The sequence below is a fragment of the Pseudomonas akapageensis genome (genome assembly GCF_011355085.1).
GTDB lineage: Bacteria > Pseudomonadota > Gammaproteobacteria > Pseudomonadales > Pseudomonadaceae > Aquipseudomonas > Aquipseudomonas akapageensis.
In genome coordinates this window covers 146,039-162,901 of record NZ_VXCP01000010.1, presented here as the reverse complement: position 1 = coordinate 162,901, position 16,863 = coordinate 146,039, and the positions used below count along the sequence as shown (strand labels likewise).

Annotated in this window: 20 protein-coding genes, 1 tRNA gene and 1 pseudogene; 14 read left to right on the top strand and 8 right to left on the bottom strand. The window is 60.6% G+C overall.

The features are described from left to right. The first annotated feature begins 15 nt into the window (after positions 1-15). Complete coding sequence (purC, locus tag F2S13_RS07815; protein WP_166359900.1) at positions 16-726, top strand: phosphoribosylaminoimidazolesuccinocarboxamide synthase; 711 nt, start codon at positions 16-18, stop codon at positions 724-726. A 94-nt stretch (positions 727-820) separates the two neighbouring features. After that, positions 821-910 (top strand) — tRNA-Ser (locus F2S13_RS07810). Positions 911-962: 52 nt separating this feature from the next. On the opposite strand, the gene F2S13_RS07805 is transcribed toward F2S13_RS07810, so the two are convergent. Continuing rightward, positions 963-1,220 carry a DUF465 domain-containing protein gene (locus F2S13_RS07805; RefSeq protein WP_166359899.1) on the bottom strand — a complete coding sequence of 86 codons (258 nt, stop codon included), beginning with the start codon at positions 1,218-1,220 and terminating at the stop codon, positions 963-965. Positions 1,221-1,389: 169 nt separating this feature from the next. Between F2S13_RS07805 and F2S13_RS07800 the strand changes: the two genes are divergently transcribed. The 6 genes from F2S13_RS07800 (at position 1,390) to F2S13_RS07775 (ending at position 6,874) form a co-directional block, all read left to right on the top strand. Beyond that, positions 1,390-1,755: a 5-carboxymethyl-2-hydroxymuconate Delta-isomerase gene (locus tag F2S13_RS07800; protein WP_166359898.1), complete on the top strand. Its 366-nt coding sequence runs from the start codon at positions 1,390-1,392 to the stop codon at positions 1,753-1,755. Positions 1,756-1,965: 210 nt separating this feature from the next. Then, positions 1,966-3,615, top strand: coding sequence for a phosphoethanolamine transferase (locus F2S13_RS07795; protein WP_166359897.1), 1,650 nt, complete (start codon positions 1,966-1,968; stop codon positions 3,613-3,615). Between the two features lie 57 nt (positions 3,616-3,672). Next, entirely contained in the window at positions 3,673-4,302 is a 630-nt protein-coding gene (locus F2S13_RS07790; protein WP_166359896.1) for a class I SAM-dependent methyltransferase, read from the top strand. A gap of 99 nt (positions 4,303-4,401) precedes the next feature. After that, on the top strand, positions 4,402-5,535 hold the full coding sequence (rnd, locus tag F2S13_RS07785; RefSeq protein ID WP_166359895.1) for a ribonuclease D: 1,134 nt from the start codon (positions 4,402-4,404) through the stop codon (positions 5,533-5,535). Next, complete coding sequence (locus tag F2S13_RS07780) at positions 5,532-5,825, top strand: YcgL domain-containing protein (RefSeq protein ID WP_166359894.1); 294 nt, start codon at positions 5,532-5,534, stop codon at positions 5,823-5,825. The genes rnd and F2S13_RS07780 overlap by 4 nt, the downstream gene beginning before the upstream one ends. A 116-nt stretch (positions 5,826-5,941) precedes the next feature. Continuing rightward, positions 5,942-6,874, top strand: a complete 933-nt coding sequence (locus F2S13_RS07775) for a D-2-hydroxyacid dehydrogenase (RefSeq protein ID WP_166359893.1) — start codon at positions 5,942-5,944, stop codon at positions 6,872-6,874. Positions 6,875-6,913: 39 nt separating this feature from the next. Here F2S13_RS07775 and F2S13_RS07770 read toward each other — a convergent pair whose 3' ends face one another. Continuing rightward, positions 6,914-7,507 (bottom strand): nitroreductase family protein, encoded by a 594-nt coding sequence (locus F2S13_RS07770; RefSeq protein WP_166359892.1) that lies wholly within the window; start codon positions 7,505-7,507, stop codon positions 6,914-6,916. A 176-nt stretch (positions 7,508-7,683) separates the two neighbouring features. On the opposite strand from F2S13_RS07770, the gene F2S13_RS07765 reads away from it, so the two are divergent. Together F2S13_RS07765 and F2S13_RS07760 are read left to right on the top strand one after the other, a co-directional pair. After that, on the top strand, positions 7,684-8,133 hold the full coding sequence (locus tag F2S13_RS07765) for a YcgN family cysteine cluster protein (RefSeq protein ID WP_166359891.1): 450 nt from the start codon (positions 7,684-7,686) through the stop codon (positions 8,131-8,133). 26 nt (positions 8,134-8,159) lie between these two features. Then, complete coding sequence (locus F2S13_RS07760; RefSeq protein WP_166359890.1) at positions 8,160-9,386, top strand: DUF1704 domain-containing protein; 1,227 nt, start codon at positions 8,160-8,162, stop codon at positions 9,384-9,386. 152 nt (positions 9,387-9,538) lie between these two features. Here F2S13_RS07760 and F2S13_RS07755 read toward each other — a convergent pair. The 4 genes and pseudogenes from F2S13_RS07755 to F2S13_RS07740 form a co-directional block, all read right to left on the bottom strand. Then, positions 9,539-9,796: pseudogene (locus tag F2S13_RS07755) on the bottom strand (YgaP family membrane protein); the annotation flags it as partial. Positions 9,797-9,804: 8 nt separating this feature from the next. After that, entirely contained in the window at positions 9,805-10,275 is a 471-nt protein-coding gene (locus F2S13_RS07750; RefSeq protein WP_166359888.1) for a TrmH family RNA methyltransferase, read from the bottom strand. Between the two features lie 59 nt (positions 10,276-10,334). Further along, positions 10,335-10,709: a YajD family HNH nuclease gene (locus F2S13_RS07745; RefSeq protein ID WP_166359887.1), complete on the bottom strand. Its 375-nt coding sequence runs from the start codon at positions 10,707-10,709 to the stop codon at positions 10,335-10,337. A gap of 42 nt (positions 10,710-10,751) precedes the next feature. Continuing rightward, a complete protein-coding gene (locus tag F2S13_RS07740) occupies positions 10,752-11,435 on the bottom strand; it encodes a spermidine synthase (protein WP_166359886.1) in 684 nt (227 codons plus the stop codon). Between the two features lie 84 nt (positions 11,436-11,519). Between F2S13_RS07740 and F2S13_RS07735 the strand changes: the two genes are divergently transcribed. Next, positions 11,520-11,813, top strand: a complete 294-nt coding sequence (locus tag F2S13_RS07735; RefSeq protein WP_166359885.1) for a hypothetical protein — start codon at positions 11,520-11,522, stop codon at positions 11,811-11,813. Between the two features lie 41 nt (positions 11,814-11,854). Here F2S13_RS07735 and F2S13_RS07730 read toward each other — a convergent pair whose 3' ends face one another. Then, entirely contained in the window at positions 11,855-13,912 is a 2,058-nt protein-coding gene (locus tag F2S13_RS07730) for a S9 family peptidase (protein WP_166359884.1), read from the bottom strand. A 131-nt stretch (positions 13,913-14,043) separates the two neighbouring features. Here F2S13_RS07730 and F2S13_RS07725 point away from each other — a divergent pair, with 131 nt between their 5' ends. From F2S13_RS07725 to F2S13_RS07715, 3 genes are read left to right on the top strand one after another with little or no spacing between them, the layout of a single operon-like run. Beyond that, positions 14,044-14,541, top strand: a complete 498-nt coding sequence (locus F2S13_RS07725) for an MFS transporter (protein WP_166359883.1) — start codon at positions 14,044-14,046, stop codon at positions 14,539-14,541. A 28-nt stretch (positions 14,542-14,569) separates the two neighbouring features. Then, the gene (locus tag F2S13_RS07720) at positions 14,570-15,346 is read left to right on the top strand and encodes a class II glutamine amidotransferase (protein WP_166359882.1); all 777 of its coding nucleotides are present in this window, start codon (positions 14,570-14,572) and stop codon (positions 15,344-15,346) included. Positions 15,347-15,357: 11 nt separating this feature from the next. Then, entirely contained in the window at positions 15,358-15,882 is a 525-nt protein-coding gene (locus tag F2S13_RS07715) for a DUF2937 family protein (protein ID WP_166359881.1), read from the top strand. Here F2S13_RS07715 and F2S13_RS07710 read toward each other — a convergent pair. Further along, positions 15,876-16,805 (bottom strand): LysR family transcriptional regulator, encoded by a 930-nt coding sequence (locus F2S13_RS07710; RefSeq protein WP_166359880.1) that lies wholly within the window; start codon positions 16,803-16,805, stop codon positions 15,876-15,878. The two genes, F2S13_RS07715 and F2S13_RS07710, sit on opposite strands and share 7 nt — an antisense overlap. Positions 16,806-16,863 lie beyond the last annotated feature (58 nt).

The window sequence follows — 16,863 nt, the reverse complement described above, 5'->3', positions numbered from 1 at the left end:
CAAGCGGAGCCCATCATGGAAAAACGTGAAGAACTCTACCGCGGCAAAGCCAAATCGGTTTACAAGACCGACGACGCTGACCGCTTGATCCTGCTGTTTCGCAACGACACTTCGGCGTTCGACGGCAAGCGCATCGAACAACTCGACCGCAAGGGCATGGTGAACAACAAGTTCAACGCCTTCATCATGCAAAAGCTCGAAGAAGCCGGTATCCCGACTCAATTCGACAAGCTGCTGGGCGACAACGAGTGCCTGGTCAAGAAGCTCGACATGATCCCGGTCGAATGCGTCGTGCGTAACTACGCCGCCGGCAGCCTGGTCAAGCGCCTGGGCGTGGAAGAGGGCCTGAAACTCGAGCCTTCGACCTTCGAACTGTTCCTCAAGGACGACGCCAAGGGCGACCCGTTCATCAACGAATCCCACGTCGTGGCATTCGGTTGGGGTACCGCAGAACAGCTGGCCAAGATGAAAGAGCTGTCGCTCAAGGTCAATCAGGTCCTGAACAAGCTGTTCGACGACGCCGGCCTGCTGCTGGTCGACTTCAAGCTCGAATTCGGTGTGTTCCACGGCCAGATCGTGCTGGGCGACGAGTTCAGCCCGGACGGCTGCCGCCTGTGGGACAAGGAAACCCGCAAGAAAATGGACAAGGACCGCTTCCGCCAGGGCCTCGGTGACGTCATCGAAGCCTACGAAGAAGTGGCCAAGCGCCTGGGTGTACCGCTGTAAATCGACCAAAAGGTGCAAGCTCCTGATAAAACGCGATTTTTTTTCGCTTGGGGGCTTCGCCTTTGGTTAATGTGCTGGTATCATGCGCGCCACTGGAGAGATGCCGGAGTGGCCGAACGGGACGGATTCGAAATCCGTTGTACTGGCGACAGTACCTAGGGTTCAAATCCCTATCTCTCCGCCATAAACTGAAAAGCCCCGTGACTCGTTGAGTCACGGGGCTTTTTGCTTCTGTATCAGAACTGCTTCGCAGCTCCGCGCGAATTGGGGTATTCCAGTTGCTGGACGATCTTGTCCTTGGCCAGCAAGCGCTCTTCCTTGAGCTTTTTCAGTTGATCGTCCGGCGCTGATTTCGCTGCTGCATCCAGGACCTGCTTGTCCAGCTCTTCGTATTTGCTCAGCAACGTGCCGAGCCTCTCGTCAGTTTTCCTGCGTTGCTCGACTTCTTCCTTTGTCAGCTTCAAATCCTCGTACAGATTGTGTCTTACTGGCATCTCGTCACCTCTCCGTGTTTCGTGCAGGAGTCATGAGACCTTCAGGATAGTCGTGATTTGGCCGTTGGTCCGCTCTATCGGTCGGATCGTCAGGCTTATAGGCCGGTACTCGATAAGTTCGTTGCGGCCCGTTAGTCTGGTGCTTTCTTTACGGCCACGCGGAGTCGTCATGCCTCATCTTCATCTGGAGTACACCAACAACCTGCCTGAGCTGGATGCCGACAAGGTGTTGTTGCGGCTCAATCATGCGCTGGTCGCCAGCGGTCAGTTCACTTCCGAGATCGATATCAAGAGCCGAGCGGTTCAGGTCGGGGTTTTTCGGATCGGTACCGCCATGACCGAGCGGGGATTCGTGCACGTGAAGCTGGCCATTCTCAGCGGGCGCTCGCCAGAGGTTAAAAAGCAGGTGTCGGAGAGCCTGCTGGCGGCCTTGAATGAGGCTGTGCAATGGCCGGCTGGCCTGGATGTGCAGCTGTGCGTGGAGATTCTTGATATCGATCGTGATTCTTATTCCAAGTTGCACCTGACTGCATAGCGCACGATGCAGGGGTAGGGCCGCTGAGGCCCGCTCCTGAGCAAATGCCGGTGAGCGCGTGGATTTTCTGCTTACCCCCCCCACCCAAATCACTTGTTTCCGCCGTTTTCACGAAATATTGATGGCCACCTGACTACAGTGCGTGCTGTCGTCGACCGAGGTCCGTTACCCCGGTGGACGTCACTTCTTTTTTTTCAAAAGCGGACAAACATGCTAAAGGTCAAGTCGGTACGCCCCGAATTGATGACGCTGATCGCCAGTGTCTTCCTGTTATTCGGTTTCAATCTGGTGCTCTGGCAGCACTTGTTCTCCATTACCTCGGGAGATGGCAAGGGCGTCGCCATGCGTATCGCATTTGGCGTCATGGTTGTCTGCATTTTCAATATTGTTTTGACCCTGCTGGCATTCAAACGGGTGTTCAAGCCAGTGCTGATTGCATTGTTCATGATTAGCGCCAGCGTGGCGTACTTCATGAGTCAATACGGTGTATTGATCGATCCAGGCATGTTTCGCAACTTTGCCGAAACCAACGTGACTGAAGTACGTGGCCTGCTTTCGTTGAAGTTGGCACTGTATATCTTCTTTCTAGGTGTGCTGCCTTCCATCATCTTGTGGAAGACCCCCATCAATTACCGTCGCTGGCACCGCGAGTTGCTGGTCAAGTTGGGCGCCGTGGTGGTGTCCTGCAGTGTGATCGGTGGTGTGGCCCTGGCCAACTATCAAGGCCTGTCCTCGCTGTTTCGCAATCACCATGAACTGCGTTTGATGGTGGTGCCCAGCAACTACATTGGCGCTTCCATCAGTTATCTCAAAGAACAAGTAGCGTCGGCACAGCAACCGTTTGTGAAGATTGCCGAAGATGCGCACAAGGGCGATGCCTGGCAGCGCCGCGAGCGTAAATCACTGACCGTTCTGGTGGTGGGTGAAAGTGCCCGGGCGGAAAACTTCGGCGTGCTGGGCTATGCCCGGGATACGACTCCGCAACTGAGCAAGCAGCATGGTTTGATTGCCTTTACCGATGTCACTTCCTGTGGCACCGAGACCGCCGTATCCGTGCCGTGCATGTTCTCGGATTTTGGTCGCAAGGATTACGTCGCGAGCAAGGCCAAGAACCAGGAAGGCTTGCTCGACGTACTCAAGCGAGCCGGTTTGAATGTGGTCTGGCGTGATAACCAGTCAGGCTGCAAGGGCACCTGCGACCGGGTGACCATCGAAGATGTCAGTAACCTGAAGGATCCGGTGTTGTGCGCCAACAGCGAGTGCCGCGATGAGATTCTTCTGCAGGGCTTGCAGAGCTTCATCGATAACTTGCAGCAGGATACCGTGCTGGTACTGCACCAGATGGGTAGCCACGGACCGGAGTATTACAAGCGCTACCCTCAGGAGTTCGAGAAGTTCACCCCTGTGTGCAAGAGCAACGCACTGAACAATTGCAGCCGCGAAAGTATCGTCAATGCCTATGACAATACCCTGGTCTACACCGACCATGTATTGTCCTCATTGATTGATATTCTGCGTGCCAATCAGGGCAAGGTGGACACCGCCATGTTGTACCTGTCGGACCATGGTGAGTCGTTGGGTGAGTACAACCTGTTCCTCCACGGCACGCCTTACATGTTGGCGCCCGATCAGCAAAAGCACGTAGCCATGCTGGCCTGGTTCTCCGATTCGTACAAACGGTCCTTTGCCGTCAATACCGACTGCTTGCAGCAACAACGCAATATGCCGTTGAGCCAGGACAACCTGTTCCATTCGATGATTGGTCTGCTGGAAGTCAATACGCAAGCGTACAAGTCGCAACTGGATATGTTTTCCACGTGTCGCGGCCCCTTGCTCGATGGCGTCCTGGCGACGGAATAGTGATCGACGGTTTTTGCTTCATAAAACCAATCCAATGACCCGGAGAATGCTCGGTTAATGTTCTTCCAGCCACCTCCACCCCCGAGTGAAGATCCATCGGAGGGTCTTTTCCGACGGTTTTCCCTTTGGCGGGAGCGGCAGCTTGCCCGTAATGCCCTGGCCGTTGCCGGCGAGCCCGGGCTGGTGCTGGACATGCCATGCCGGGCAGGAAGGTTCTGGTCGGTGCTGGCCGAACACGGCAATCGGGTGATTCTGGCCGCCGACCCTTCGTCCGAGAGTCTTGCGAGCGCGGCAACGGCGTATCCGCCGCAGGTGTTGCAGCGCATCAGGACGTTTCAGGCGCCAGTGCTTGCCACCGGGCTCACCAGCAACTCGGTCGACTGCATTTTCAGCATGCGATTGCTGCATCAGATCGAAGACAGCGAAGAACGTCTGGCCATTTTGCGCGAGTTCCAGCGCGTCAGCCGTGACACCGTGATCCTTTCGCTCTGGGTCGATGGCAACTTCAAGGCCTGGCGACGCAAGCGTCGAGAGCGTCTGCTCGGCGCCAGTGGCAACCGCTTCGTGGTGAGCAAGGCCTGTATCGAGGCCGAATTCCAGACCGCCGGTTTTGATATCCTTGCACATCAGGATCTGGTCCCGGGCATCGCCATGTGGCGAGTCTATGTGCTGCGCAAGCGATCGTGAGCGGGCTTCTACGCCTTTGAGAGGCGTTCCTGTCGAGTCAATGCCCAGTATTGGCCAGCGCCGATATATACTGCGCGCCATTGTTCGAGGGAGAGCCTTGTGGCCATCGATATTCACTGGATTGGCGACGACGCCAGCCTAGCCAGCCATTGCGCGCAGTGGCTGCGCCTGCCGTACGTTGCACTCGACACCGAGTTCATGCGGGTTGACACCTTTTACCCTATTGCCGGTTTGATCCAGGTCGGTGATGGCGTGCGCGCCTATTTGATCGACCCTTTGCTGATCAGCGACTGGAGCCCCTTTGCGGCGCTGCTGGACGATCCGGCGGTGATCAAGGTGCTGCACGCCTGCAGCGAAGACCTCGAGGTGCTGCTGCGCCTGACCGGTAGCCTGCCCGCGCCGTTGTTCGACACTCAGCTGGCGGCGGCTTACTTGAACCTGGGCTTCTCCATGGGCTACTCACGCCTGGTGCAGGAAGTGTTGGGTATCGATCTGCCCAAGGGCGAGACGCGGTCGGACTGGCTGCAGCGTCCATTGTCGGAAACCCAGGTGAGCTACGCCGCCGAAGACGCCGTGCACCTGGCCGAAGTCTATGAAAAGTTGCGTCCGCAATTGTCGGATGAAAAATACGCCTGGGTACTCGAGGACGGCGCCGAGCTGGTGGCGCAACTGCGTCGCGAGATCGACCCCAACGAGCTGTACCGTGACGCCAAGCTGGCCTGGAAGCTGTCCCGCGCGCAATTGGCGGTGCTGCGCGAGCTTTGCGCCTGGCGCGAGCGTGAGGCCCGCGCCAGGGACCTGCCACGCAACCGGATAATTCGCGAGCATTCGTTGTGGCCGCTGGCCAGGACGCAGCCGGACAACTTGTCGGCCCTGGCGAAAATCGAAGACATGCACCCGCGTACCGTGCGTCAGGACGGCGAATTCCTGCTTGGCCTGATCAAGCAAGCCGCCAGCATCCCGCCAGCGCAATGGCCACCGGCGCTGCCCGAGCCCCTGCCGATCGAAGCCGCGGCGCTGCTCAAGCAATTGCGCAGTATCGGCCAGGCCGAGGCCGAGCGGCTGAACATCGCTCCCGAATTGATGTTGCGCAAGAAAACCCTGGAAGCCCTGCTCAAGAGCGGCTACCCCAACGGACCCTACCAATTGCCCGATTCGTTGCGCGGCTGGCGGCGCGAACTGATGGGCCAGGCGCTGCTCGACAGCCTCGCCACTGCAGGAGAACAGCCATGAAACGTATTTGTTCGATCTATAAAAGCCCGCGCCGCAACGAGATGTATCTCTATGTGCTCAAGGCCGATGGCCTGGAGCGCGTACCTGAAGGCCTGTTGCCGGCCTTTGGCAAACCGCAGCATGCCTTCGATCTGGTCCTGACACCGGAGCGCACACTGGCCCGCGAAGATATCCAGCTGGTGCTGGAAAACCTCGAAAAGCAGGGGTATCACCTGCAGATGCCACCTGCCGAAGACGAATACATCGAGCACTTGCCCGAAGAATTGTTGCGCCGCAACGATCCGGTCTGAATCGGTCATAACCCCCGTTTTACTGCGATAATCGACAGGTATTTCCCCTGAGGTCGAGCGCGTCGGGACATTCCCGGCCCTGGCCGCAGGCGTGGCTATTGGAAAGGTTTTGAATCATGCGCGTGCTGATCGCTGAACAGGATTACGCCCTCTACGCTCAACTGCTGCGCGAGGCCGCCCCGGACCTGGAGGTCTTGACCAGCGGTGACTCGGCCGAGTTGGCCGGGCTCGCGGCCGATTGTCCGGTCTGGCTGGGCCAGCCAGATCTGTTGGCGACCTTGCTGCGACAAGGCCATCAGCCCCAGTGGCTGCAATCGACCTGGGCAGGCATCACTCCGCTACTGGCCGATGGCTTGCCCCGGGACTATCGCCTGACCCGCGCCGTGGGCATCTTCGGTCAAGTCATGGCCGAGTATGTGCTGACCTACATGCTCGGTCACGAGCGTGAAGTGCTGGCGCGGCTGGTCAGTCAGGTTGAACGCAAGTGGGACAACCGCCCGGGCCGCAGTCTGGCAGGGCGCAAGGTGCTGATTGTCGGGACTGGCGACATCGGCCAGAGCGTTGCCGACTTTCTGCTGCCGTTCGGTGTAAAGCTGTACGGCATTGCCAGCCAGACGCGCACTCAAGCGCCATTTATCGAAGTGGCCGGGTTGCAAGACCTGGGGCGTCTGGTCGGTGAGGTCGATTATGTGGTCAATCTGTTGCCCGACACGCCTGCAACCCACGATTTGTACGACGCCGCCATGTTCAAGCGCTTCAACCCCGATGCGCTGTTCATCAATGCCGGCCGTGGTGTGGCGGTCGTCGATGCGGACCTGGTCGAAGCCTTGAAACAGGGCCATCTGGCCGGTGCCGTGATCGACGTGTGCCGTCAGGAGCCGTTGCCGCAGCGCCACCCCTTCTGGACTGCCTGGGGCTTGCTGTTGACCGGACACAGTTCGGCACCGACCTCTCCGCCGGCCATGGTGCAGTTGTTCATCGATAATCTGCGGGCTTACAAGGCTGGCCAGCCGCTGCGTGGCGAAGTGGATTTTCAGCGCGGCTATTGAGGGGGCGGTCCGCGCTACAAATGCGCGGACCGCAAGCCATTACAGGCTGAAGTCGCCTTCGGCCACCAATTCGCTCAGGGGGCGACGCGGGCTCGGCACTTCGCGGGCCTGCAGGCCTTCGGCCAGGCTCGCCTTGTCACCCAACTTGCCAATGGCCACGGCTGCATGCAGGGCATAGCCTTCAGGGATGTTCAGTTCCTGGCGTGTCAGCGCCTGGTCGAAGCCGGCCATGGCGTGGGTATGCCAGCCATCCAGGCTCGCTTGCAGCGCCAGGTGACCCCAGGCCGAGCCCGTGTCAAAGGAGTGCGACAGGGCAGGGGTTTCTTCGCTGGTGCCGGGCGCGGTGAAGGTGGTCTTGGACATGACGATCACCAGCGCCGAGGCGTGCTGTGCCCAGCTGCGGTTGAACTCGTTGAGCAGGCCCAGGAAGCGCTCCCAGTGCGGCGTATCGCGGCGTGCATAAAGAAAGCGCCAAGGTTGCGAGTTGTACGCGGAAGGGGCCCAGCGGGCGGCTTCGAAGAAGCCCAGCAGGGTTTCTTCGGCAATGCTTTCAGAGGTGAATGCACGGGGTGACCAGCGATTGATGAATTGGGCATCGATGGCGTATTCGGCAACGCGAGGGTTGGCACTCATGTCGAGTTCCTTTCTATGGGTGAGGAGCGCAAGCTACTGCGCCGGCTGCTCGCTGACAAGCGCCAGGACAGGTCCAGGTACCGACAGTCGCCCGCACTTGGCCCCACAGTCCCGGCGCACTAGACTGGCGGCCTTTTTATGGCTGCACTGCAATTTCGAAACAGGACACCGCCACCATGACTGCTGAAGTCAAACCCTTCTGGATGCGCAAGACCCTCGAGCAACTCGATCAGGGGGAATGGGAGTCGCTGTGTGACGGCTGTGGCCTGTGCTGCCTGCAAAAGCTCGAGGATGAAGACGACAATAGCGTCTATTACACGCGCATCGCCTGCAAGCTGCTGGACTTGAACACCTGCCAGTGCACCGACTACAGCAATCGCCGCGCTGAAGTACCCGATTGCATCCAGCTCACGCCGGGCAAGGCCGATCAGTTCAAGTGGCTGCCACCGACCTGTGGCTATCGCCTGGTCAGCGAGGGCAAGGACTTGCCCCTCTGGCACCATTTGGTCTGCGGCGATCGCGAGCAGGTGCACAAACAGCGGATTTCCCAGTCCGGGCGCATGCTCAGTGAGAAGAGCGTCGACGAAGACGACTGGGAAGATTATCTGATTTTTCGAGCGGGTTGACGCCGGCCAGGTCGAAGGGAGTCTGTATGCGTGCGTGTGGCCGATTGGCGCTGACTGGGTTACTGCTGGTATTGAGTACACCGCTGTGGGCGGCGAAAAAGGTCGATCTGGAATACCGGGTTCAATTGTTGCCAGCCAGTGATCAGGCCGAGGTCCAGCTGACCCTGGCCGAGGGCGCGGCGGTGCGCAGTCTGGATTTCAACCTGGGCGAGCAGGGGGCCTACACCGACTTCAAGGCCGATGGCAGTTGGCAGCTGCAAGCCGATGCCAGGCGTGGCCAATGGCATCCTGCGCCAGGCAAGGCCAATCTGAGTTACCGGGTAAAGCTCAGCCATCCGCTCAAGTCCGGCAGCTTCGACAGTCGCATGACGCCAAACTGGGCACTGTTTCGCGGCGACGACCTGGTGCCTTCGGCACGCCTCGACCAGCAGGATGGCATCGAACTGGTGAGCCGCCTGACCTTCGAGCTGCCGGCCGGCTGGAAAAGCGTTGAAACGGCCTGGCCGCGCATCGGCAAGAACCGCTTTCGCATCGACAATGTTTCACGGTTGTTCGACCGTCCGACCGGATGGATGCTCGCCGGTACCATCGGCACGCGCCGGACCCGCCTGGGCGAGAGCGAAGTCAGCGTCGCCGCGCCCCAGTCCCAGGGTATGCGCAGGATGGATGTCCTGACGCTCATGACTTTCGTCTGGCCGCAGTTGCAATCGGTGTTCCCGCGCACGCCGCCAAAGCTGCTGATTGTGGGCGCTGGCGACCCGATGTGGCGCGTAGCCATTGGCGCGGACAATTCGATCTTCCTGCACAGTGCGCGGCCTCTGGTCAGCGAAAGCGGATCCAGCCCTTTGGTTCGGGAGCTGGTACGGGTATTCGGGCGGATCCAGGGCAGCCAGCGCAGTGACTGGATCGACAAGGGCCTGGCCGAGTATTACGCCATCGAATTGGTTCGTCGCGCCGGCGGCATGAGCGATGAACGCTATCAGAATCTGCAACTGCACCTGACCAAGGAAAGTCGCAAGGTCACGACCTTGCGCGGCGAACGGATCGATCAGTCGACTATTGCCCGCACGGTGTTGCTGCTGCAGGACCTGGACCGCGAAATCCGCCTGCAGACCCGCGACAAGCGTTCGCTGGACGATGTCACCCAGGGGTTGATGCGCCTGGGCACGGTCAGCACCCCCGAATTCATTCAGCTCAGTGAAAGCGTGATCGGTGGGCCTTCGCGGGTGCTGGCTTCGAAGTTGTTGCAATAGCCCGTTTTGCGACCGCTTCGCGGCCGAGCGCAGCCTGCGGCAGCGGCTACGCCGGGCCAGTTACGCCGACCTCTGTAGCCGCTGCCGAAGGCTGCGCTCGGCCGCGCAGCGGTCGTAAAAATCTCGGATTCGCCTCAGGGCTTGCGGTCCATCAGCCGCGACCTGACATTGTCGATATCGCGTCGCCCCTTCTCCAGCAAACTCTTGGCCGAACTGTGCCCGGTAATGCCGCGGGCCAGGGCGACGCCGCCGATGGCGACCTGGATCAACCCGAACAGCCCGCCACGGCGCAATCCCTTGCCGACCATGATGACGCCGCCGGCAACGGAGCCTGCTCGCTCCCAGCCCTGGACGTTATGTTCGGATTGACGCTGCAAGGATGTGGACTCGATAAGCTTGTTGTCGCTCATGATGTTCCTCACTTGAACTTGGGACCGGACCGGGTGTTGTTGCCCTTGGCCATGCGATCGTACAGCACCACGTTGACCGTGGCGGCCAGGTTCATGCAGCCGGTGGTGGGAATGTAGATGGTGTCTTCGCACCAGTCGCGCACGCTTTGATCCAGCGAGCCGTCTTCGGGGCCGAAGATATAGATCGCCCGATCAGGATGGGTATATTCGGGCAAGGGGCGAGCGCCGTCGACCAGTTCGACCGCAACAGGTGTGCAGCCGAGCGGGATGATCTTTTGCAGGTCGTCGATGCCGATCAGCGGAATGTCATAGTGGATTCGCTTGGTATCGGTGACGAAATCGCGGGCGCGTTCATAGCGCTTGCCGGTGTAGAACACCGTATTGACGCCGTAGCAGCCTGCGGCACGCATCACCGAACCGACGTTCTCCGGTGATTTGGGGTTATACAAACCAATGCAGCTGTACCGTTTGTTTGCCACGAGCCGGTGCCTTCACGAAAAAACCGCGATTATAAGGCTTGCCGGCACGTGGTGGTCGGTCAATCGTCTTTCTTCATCATCCCGGCCAGGGCAGCAAAGGGGTTATGCGTTGCCTTGGCGATCTTGGGCGTGCTCAGCGAGCCTTCGCCGAAGTATTGCTGATCGGTGTAACGCGAGTGCTCGTTGTCGTGGCAGTACAGGCACAGCAGTTCCCAGTTGGAACCGTCCTGGGGGTTGTTGTCGTGGTTATGGTCACGGTGGTGCACGGTCAATTCGCTCAGGCGCTTGCCGGAAAACTCACGGGCACAACGGCCGCAAACGTGCGGGTACATCTTCAGGGCCTTGTCGCGATAGCCCATCTCCCGGTCGCGCTGGGCGTCGGCGAGGATGCGGTCGAGCTTGGCGGTGTTGGACGGTGGTGTTGCCGAACTCATGGGTTCACCTTTTTTTGGCTTGATACGGTTATGACTGCAAGTTTAGCGCGTTTTTTCCGCGATCCAGATGGTATGGCGCGTACCTTTGTTGCCGTGGGCATAGACCTGGACTTCTTCAGACTTGAACCCGGCCTTGCGCAGTTTCTCGGAAAACTGTCGGTCGGCACTGGCCGACCACACGGCCAGCACGCCCTTGGGGCGCAAGGCGCGGGCGCAGGCACTGAGGCCGCCAGCCGAATACAGCCAGCTGTTGGCTTTCTGGGTCAGGCCTTCAGGGCCGTTGTCGACGTCGAGCATGATCGCGTCGAAGCCCGCAGGCTCGGCCTGGAGGACCTTGGCCACGTCTTCCTGACGAATGGTCGTGCGCGGGTCCAGCAAGGGCCGGCCGGATTTTTCGCCCAGCGGCCCGCGATTCCATTCGACCACCCCCGGCACCAGCTCGGCGACCACCACCTCGGCGCCTTTACCCAGGTGCTTGAGGGCCGAGGCCAGGGTGAAGCCCATGCCCAACCCGCCGATCAGCACCCGTGAACCGGGGCGGCCAGCGACCTTGCGGCAGGGGATTTCCGCCAGGGCGTCTTCGGAACCGTGCATGCGGGTGTTCATCAACTGCCCGCCGTCGCCGCCCTGGATCTTGATGACGAAATCCTCGCCGTACTCGAACAGGCACAGTGCACCACCGTTCTCGGGGATCGGGGTGGTGTCGAGCAGCACAAAACGTTTCATGGATTTCTCAAGGAGGGAGGGCAAAACTGCCGCGTTGGGAGTAGCCTGAAGGCAGACACTGTTCGTCTGGCGTCGGAGCCATAGATGAAACGTTCGATTATATCGGCGATTGTCGTTGCCGTGGTTGCTATAACGCTGGCCCAGGTGGTGGGCCTGCAACCCCCTTCCACTGGCGGGCTGCCTCCCGGGGCGCCGGGTACGCCAACCCCGACGCCTTACCCGCAGGTTGTCGCACCGACCATTCCCAGGGCCGGCAGTATCAATAAATCGGGTTCACCCTTGCTGCCGCCGATCAAGGTGCCGGCACCGCCCAAGGACCAGCCGTTGCCGGGGCTGGAGCAGCGGCCGGAGAAGCCTAAATCCTTAGAGAGTCAGTGAGAGCCTCATCGCTGGCTTGCCAGCGATGCGATCTAACAGGCTTACGCTATCCCCAAAACCTTGAACACAAACCCATACTCCAAAGCCACATCCCGCAACCCCTGATAACGCCCGCTCATGCCCCCATGACCCGCCCCCAGCTCGGTCTTGAGCAGCAGCAGGTTATCGTCGGTCTTGTGTGTCCGCAGCTTGGCCACCCACTTGGCGGCCTCCCAATACTGCACCCGACTGTCGTTGTACCCGGCAACCACCAGCAAGGCCGGGTAGGCCTGGGCGCTGACGTTCTCATAGGGCGCATAGGCCTTGATGCGCTCGTAGACGGCCGGATCCTGTGGATTGCCCCACTCGTCGTATTCGGTCACGGTCAGTGGCAATTCCGGATCGAGCATGGTGTTCAGTACGTCGACGAATGGCACCTCGGCAACGGCGGCCTTGAACAGCTCCGGCCGCTGGTTCAGCACCGCACCGATCAGCAGGCCACCGGCGCTGCCGCCACTGATGACCAGTTGCGAGGCGCTGGTCACACCGGCGGCAATCAGATGCTCGGCACAGGCGATGAAGTCGCTGAAGGTGTTGTGCTTGTGTTCCTGTTTGCCCGCCCGGTACCAGGCTTCACCCAGCTCGCCACCGCCACGGACGTGGGCGATGGCGAAGCCCACTCCACGCTCGAGCAGGCTCAGGCGGGCGTGGGAGAACCAGGGGTCGAGGCTCTCGCCGTAGGCGCCGTAGCCATAGAGATAGAGTGGCACGACCTTGCCCTGGTCTTCGCGGCGGGTCACCAGGCTGATCGGTACCTGGGTGCCGTCGGCGGCAGTGGCCCAGAGACGCTGGCTGATATAGGCGTCGGCGTCGAACGGGCCGAGTACCGGGGTTTCCTTCAAGACTTGCTGTTCGCCGTCGGCGAGGGTCAGCTGGCGTACCTGGGCTGGACGATTGAGCGATTCATAGCGCAGGCGAATGCGCGTGCTGACGAACTCGAGGCTGTCCTGCACATACAGGCTGTACGCCGCATCCGGCAGATGCACGCGATAGGTCGACAGCCCCTGTGGGTGCACTTCGATGATCGGCAGGCCGCCTTCACGCAGGCTCAGGGTCAATGCCGAGGCATTGAGGCTGACGCCCTCGAGCATGACGTCGTCGCGGTGGGCGATCAATGGTTGCCACTGGTCGCGGGTCGGCGCGCCCTGGCCCTGATCGGGTGTCTGGAACAAGGAGAAATTGATGCCATCCTGATTGCTGCGGATAAACCAGGTCCAGACGCCGTCGAGCTGGCCGTGGTCGGGATAGTACTCATGGTCCTCCACCCGAGGGGCCATGCAGGCGAAGTCATTTTCGGGATGTTCGGCATCGAGCGACCAGGCTTCGCTGGTGGTCTTGCTATTGAGCAGCAGGATCAGCTGGCGCTCGGAGCTCGAGCGGTAGCAGTGCAGGAAGAAGCGCCCGTCGGGCTCATGGAACACCTCCTGGACAGCCCTGCCGCCCAAGTGGTGGCGGTAGAGCTTGTGCGGGCGATGGGTTTCGTCCAACTCGGCGAAGAACAGGGTCTGGCTGTCGTTGGCCCAGGTCATGCTGCCGTCGCAATCTTCGAACGGCAGTTCACGGATCACGCCGGTGGCGATCTCCTTCACATACAGGCGGTAGACCTCGTCGCCGCTGGTGTCGAGGCTGTAGGCCAGGCGCTTGTGGTCCGGGCTGATGTTGAACGCACCCACGGAGAGAAAGCCGCCGGCGGCCAGTTCGTTGGGGTCGAGCAGCAGTTCTTCGCGGCTTTCATCGACCGTCAGCGAGTCGTCGGCCGGGCGCGGGCAGCGATAGTGCCGGGGGTATTCGTCGCCGGCCGTGGTGCGGGTGAAATACAGGTACGGACCCCAGGGCGATGCCAGCGAAAGGTCGGTTTCGCGGATTCGTGCCTTGATCTCCTGGAACAGCTGTTCGCGCAATTGCGCCTGGTCGGCCAGTTGCGCTTCCTGGTAGCTGTTTTCGGCCTTGAGGTAGTCCAGCACTGCATCGCTGTCACGGTCGTGCAGCCAGGCATAAGGGTCGGCGCCTGCCGCCATGTGGGCAATCGGTGCGCTTGGGACGGAGGCTGATGAGGACATGCGAAGCTCTCTTGTGCTGAAAGTGGGCGCTGCGCCTGGCAGCCGCCTGGAGGCTGGCAGCAGTAGGGGGCGCCTGCGCTGCGAAAAGTAGTTATCATAAGCGCCTATTTGCCTACCTTGCCACGGACGCCATGACCGAGAACGATTATCTGCTCGCCTGGGGCCTCTACGCCTTCGCCGCCTTGGGCTGCCTGCTGGTGTGGTGGCTGTTGACCCGCTGGATGTGGCGCTGGCTGCGCGAGCCGCTGCGTGTGCTGATGGCGGTTCTGCTACTGACCCCGACCATCATTGATCCGGTAAAAGAGAAGTTCGCGCCGGCCGTGGCCATCACGGCCCTCGATCTGCTGTTCAAGGTTGGCAACAATGCCTGGCGCGCGATTTCGGACCTGGCCATGTACGGCATGATCGCCTTTGGCCTGTATGCAGTGTTCGTGCTGCTTCGCTGGCCGGTGCAAAAGCGTGCCCGGGAACGTCGCGAACGGGCTGCTGCAGCAGCTGCCCAGCAGGACGCCTACGAGCCGCCTGCGCCGGACGAACCCTTCGCCGCCGACAGCAATGACCGGTACGGGCGCAAGCCGCCTGCTTCCCCGCCTTCGGGCGGTCGTCTGCGGGTTGAACCACGCTTGTAACATTGCCGCCTGAAGCGAGAGTCCGAGCATGTGTGAACTACTGGGCATGAGCGCCAACGTGCCGACCGATATCGTGTTCAGCTTTACCGGGCTGATGCAACGTGGCGGTCGCACCGGGCCGCACCGGGATGGCTGGGGTATCGGCTTCTACGAGGGACGCGGCCTGCGCCTGTTCCAGGATCCGGCGGCCAGCAGCGAATCGGAAGTCGCGCAACTGGTACAGCGTTATCCGATCAAGAGCGAAGTGGTCATTGGCCATATCCGTCAGGCCAATGTCGGTAAAGTCTGCCTGTCCAATACCCATCCGTTCGTCCGCGAGCTCTGGGGGCGCAACTGGTGTTTCGCCCACAACGGTCAGCTGGCAGGGTTTGAGCCCACCGCCAGTTTTTATCGACCGGTGGGGGATACCGACAGCGAAGCGGCCTTCTGCGATCTGCTCAATCGGGTTCGCGCAGCTTTCCCTGAACCGGTCGAAGTCGATCGGCTGTTGCCCGAGCTCGTCGCTGCATGCAGCGAATATCGCGGCAAGGGTGTGTTCAATTGCTTGCTTAGCGACGGCGACTGGCTGTTTTGCTTTTGCTCGACCAAGCTTGTCCACATCACCCGCCGGGCACCGTTCGGCCCCGCGCGCTTGAAAGACGTCGATGTGATCGTCGATTTTCAGGCCGAAACCACACCCAATGACGTGGTCACGGTGATTGCTACCGAACCTTTGACCGAGAACGAAACCTGGAACCGCTACGAGCCCGGCCAATGGAGCCTGTGGCGTCGCGGCGAGTGTGTCAGCCAAGGGCGGACTGAATAGGGAAGGGCGTCATGCTGCGAAGCTACCTGCGATTGGTGATTTTCGCCTTCGGTTTACTGGTGGGTGTGCAAGTACCCGGACTGATCAATGATTACAGCCAGCGTGTCGAAGCCCACCTGATCGAAGCAAGGCAGGGGCTCCAGGGCTTCAAGGAGACTGCCGGGCGCTTCTTCAACGGCGATCTGAAGGCGCTGGTTGCGCACTATCGGGCCAGCGACGATCCGGTTTTTCGCAGCGACGCCGACAGCATCGGCAATCTGCTGGGGCGCAATCAGCTGCTGGAAGCGGAATGGCAGGCCTTGCAAGGGCCCTGGTATGCCCGCGCCTGGCATGTGATTGCCGCTGCCGATCCGCAGCTGCGCGAAGAAACCCTCAAGGGCTATGGCTATCAGATCCTGCTGGCGCCGCAGGCGATCGCCTGGGGCCTGGCCAGTGCGCTGATCCTGGCGTGGCTGGTGGAAGTCCTGTTCCTGCTGATTGGCTGGGTCATCCTGGGGGGCCGGCCCAAGCCTGTGCCCGACCGCAGCTTTCACTGAGCACGCAGGGGCTTGGCCAAGATGATCTGCCCGGGGCCAGCCTTGCTGGCGTAGTGCTGCAGCACGCTGCGACACAACGCGACGACTTCATCGACCCATTCGACCCCCACCTGCCAGGACACCACCACTTCCAGGCTTGGCGGTTGCTGCTCCAGATGCAGCAAGGTCAGTTCGCCCCTGGCCAGCTCTTCGCTGACCAGCGCCGGGGGCAGGGCGCCAATGCCGAAACCATCGCGCAACAGCCGGGTGATCGCGGCGACCGAGTTGACGCAGTTGAGCCTCGGGGTGCTGACGCCATGGGCCTGCAACAAGCTGAGGATGTCCTGGTGCGGGCGTGAGTTTTTCGAAAAGGTGATGATCCGTTCCCTGGCCAGGTCCGCCAGCGACGCGTATTCGCGATTATGGATTGAGTGGCTGGCGACGATCCAGCCCATGGGGTAGGTGGCCAGTTCCTGGCTGCGAATGGACTCCTGGCGCAGCAGGTCGGTTTGCAGGATCAGATCAAGAAAGCCTTTTTGTAGCTGATCGCAGAGGTTCAGCGCGGTATCGGCGACCAGTTCGATTTCGACCTGGGGATAACGCTCCATCAGTTCCGAGACCAGCGGGCTCAGCCACGTATGGATGACCGTGTCCATGACGCCGATACGGATGCGCCCGGTCTTTTGTCGGTTGCTGTCCAGCGATTGCTTGAGGGCCTTGGCGGTATCGAGCATCCGTTCGGCATAGTCGAGCACCTTCACCCCCTCCGGGGTCAGGCTGACGCCCCGTGAGTCGCGCAGAAACAGCCTTACGCCCAACTCGCCTTCCAGCGCGGCGATCCGGCTGGAGATCGATGCCTGGGTGGTGAACAGCTTTTCGGCGGTCAGGCGAAAGCTCTTGAGTCGCGCGACCCAGACGAAGGTTTCGAGGAATTTGAGGTTCATGGTGCACTCGCTCAGCTTGGCGCAATCAAATTTTTCTTATGCCAGACACCCATTTTTT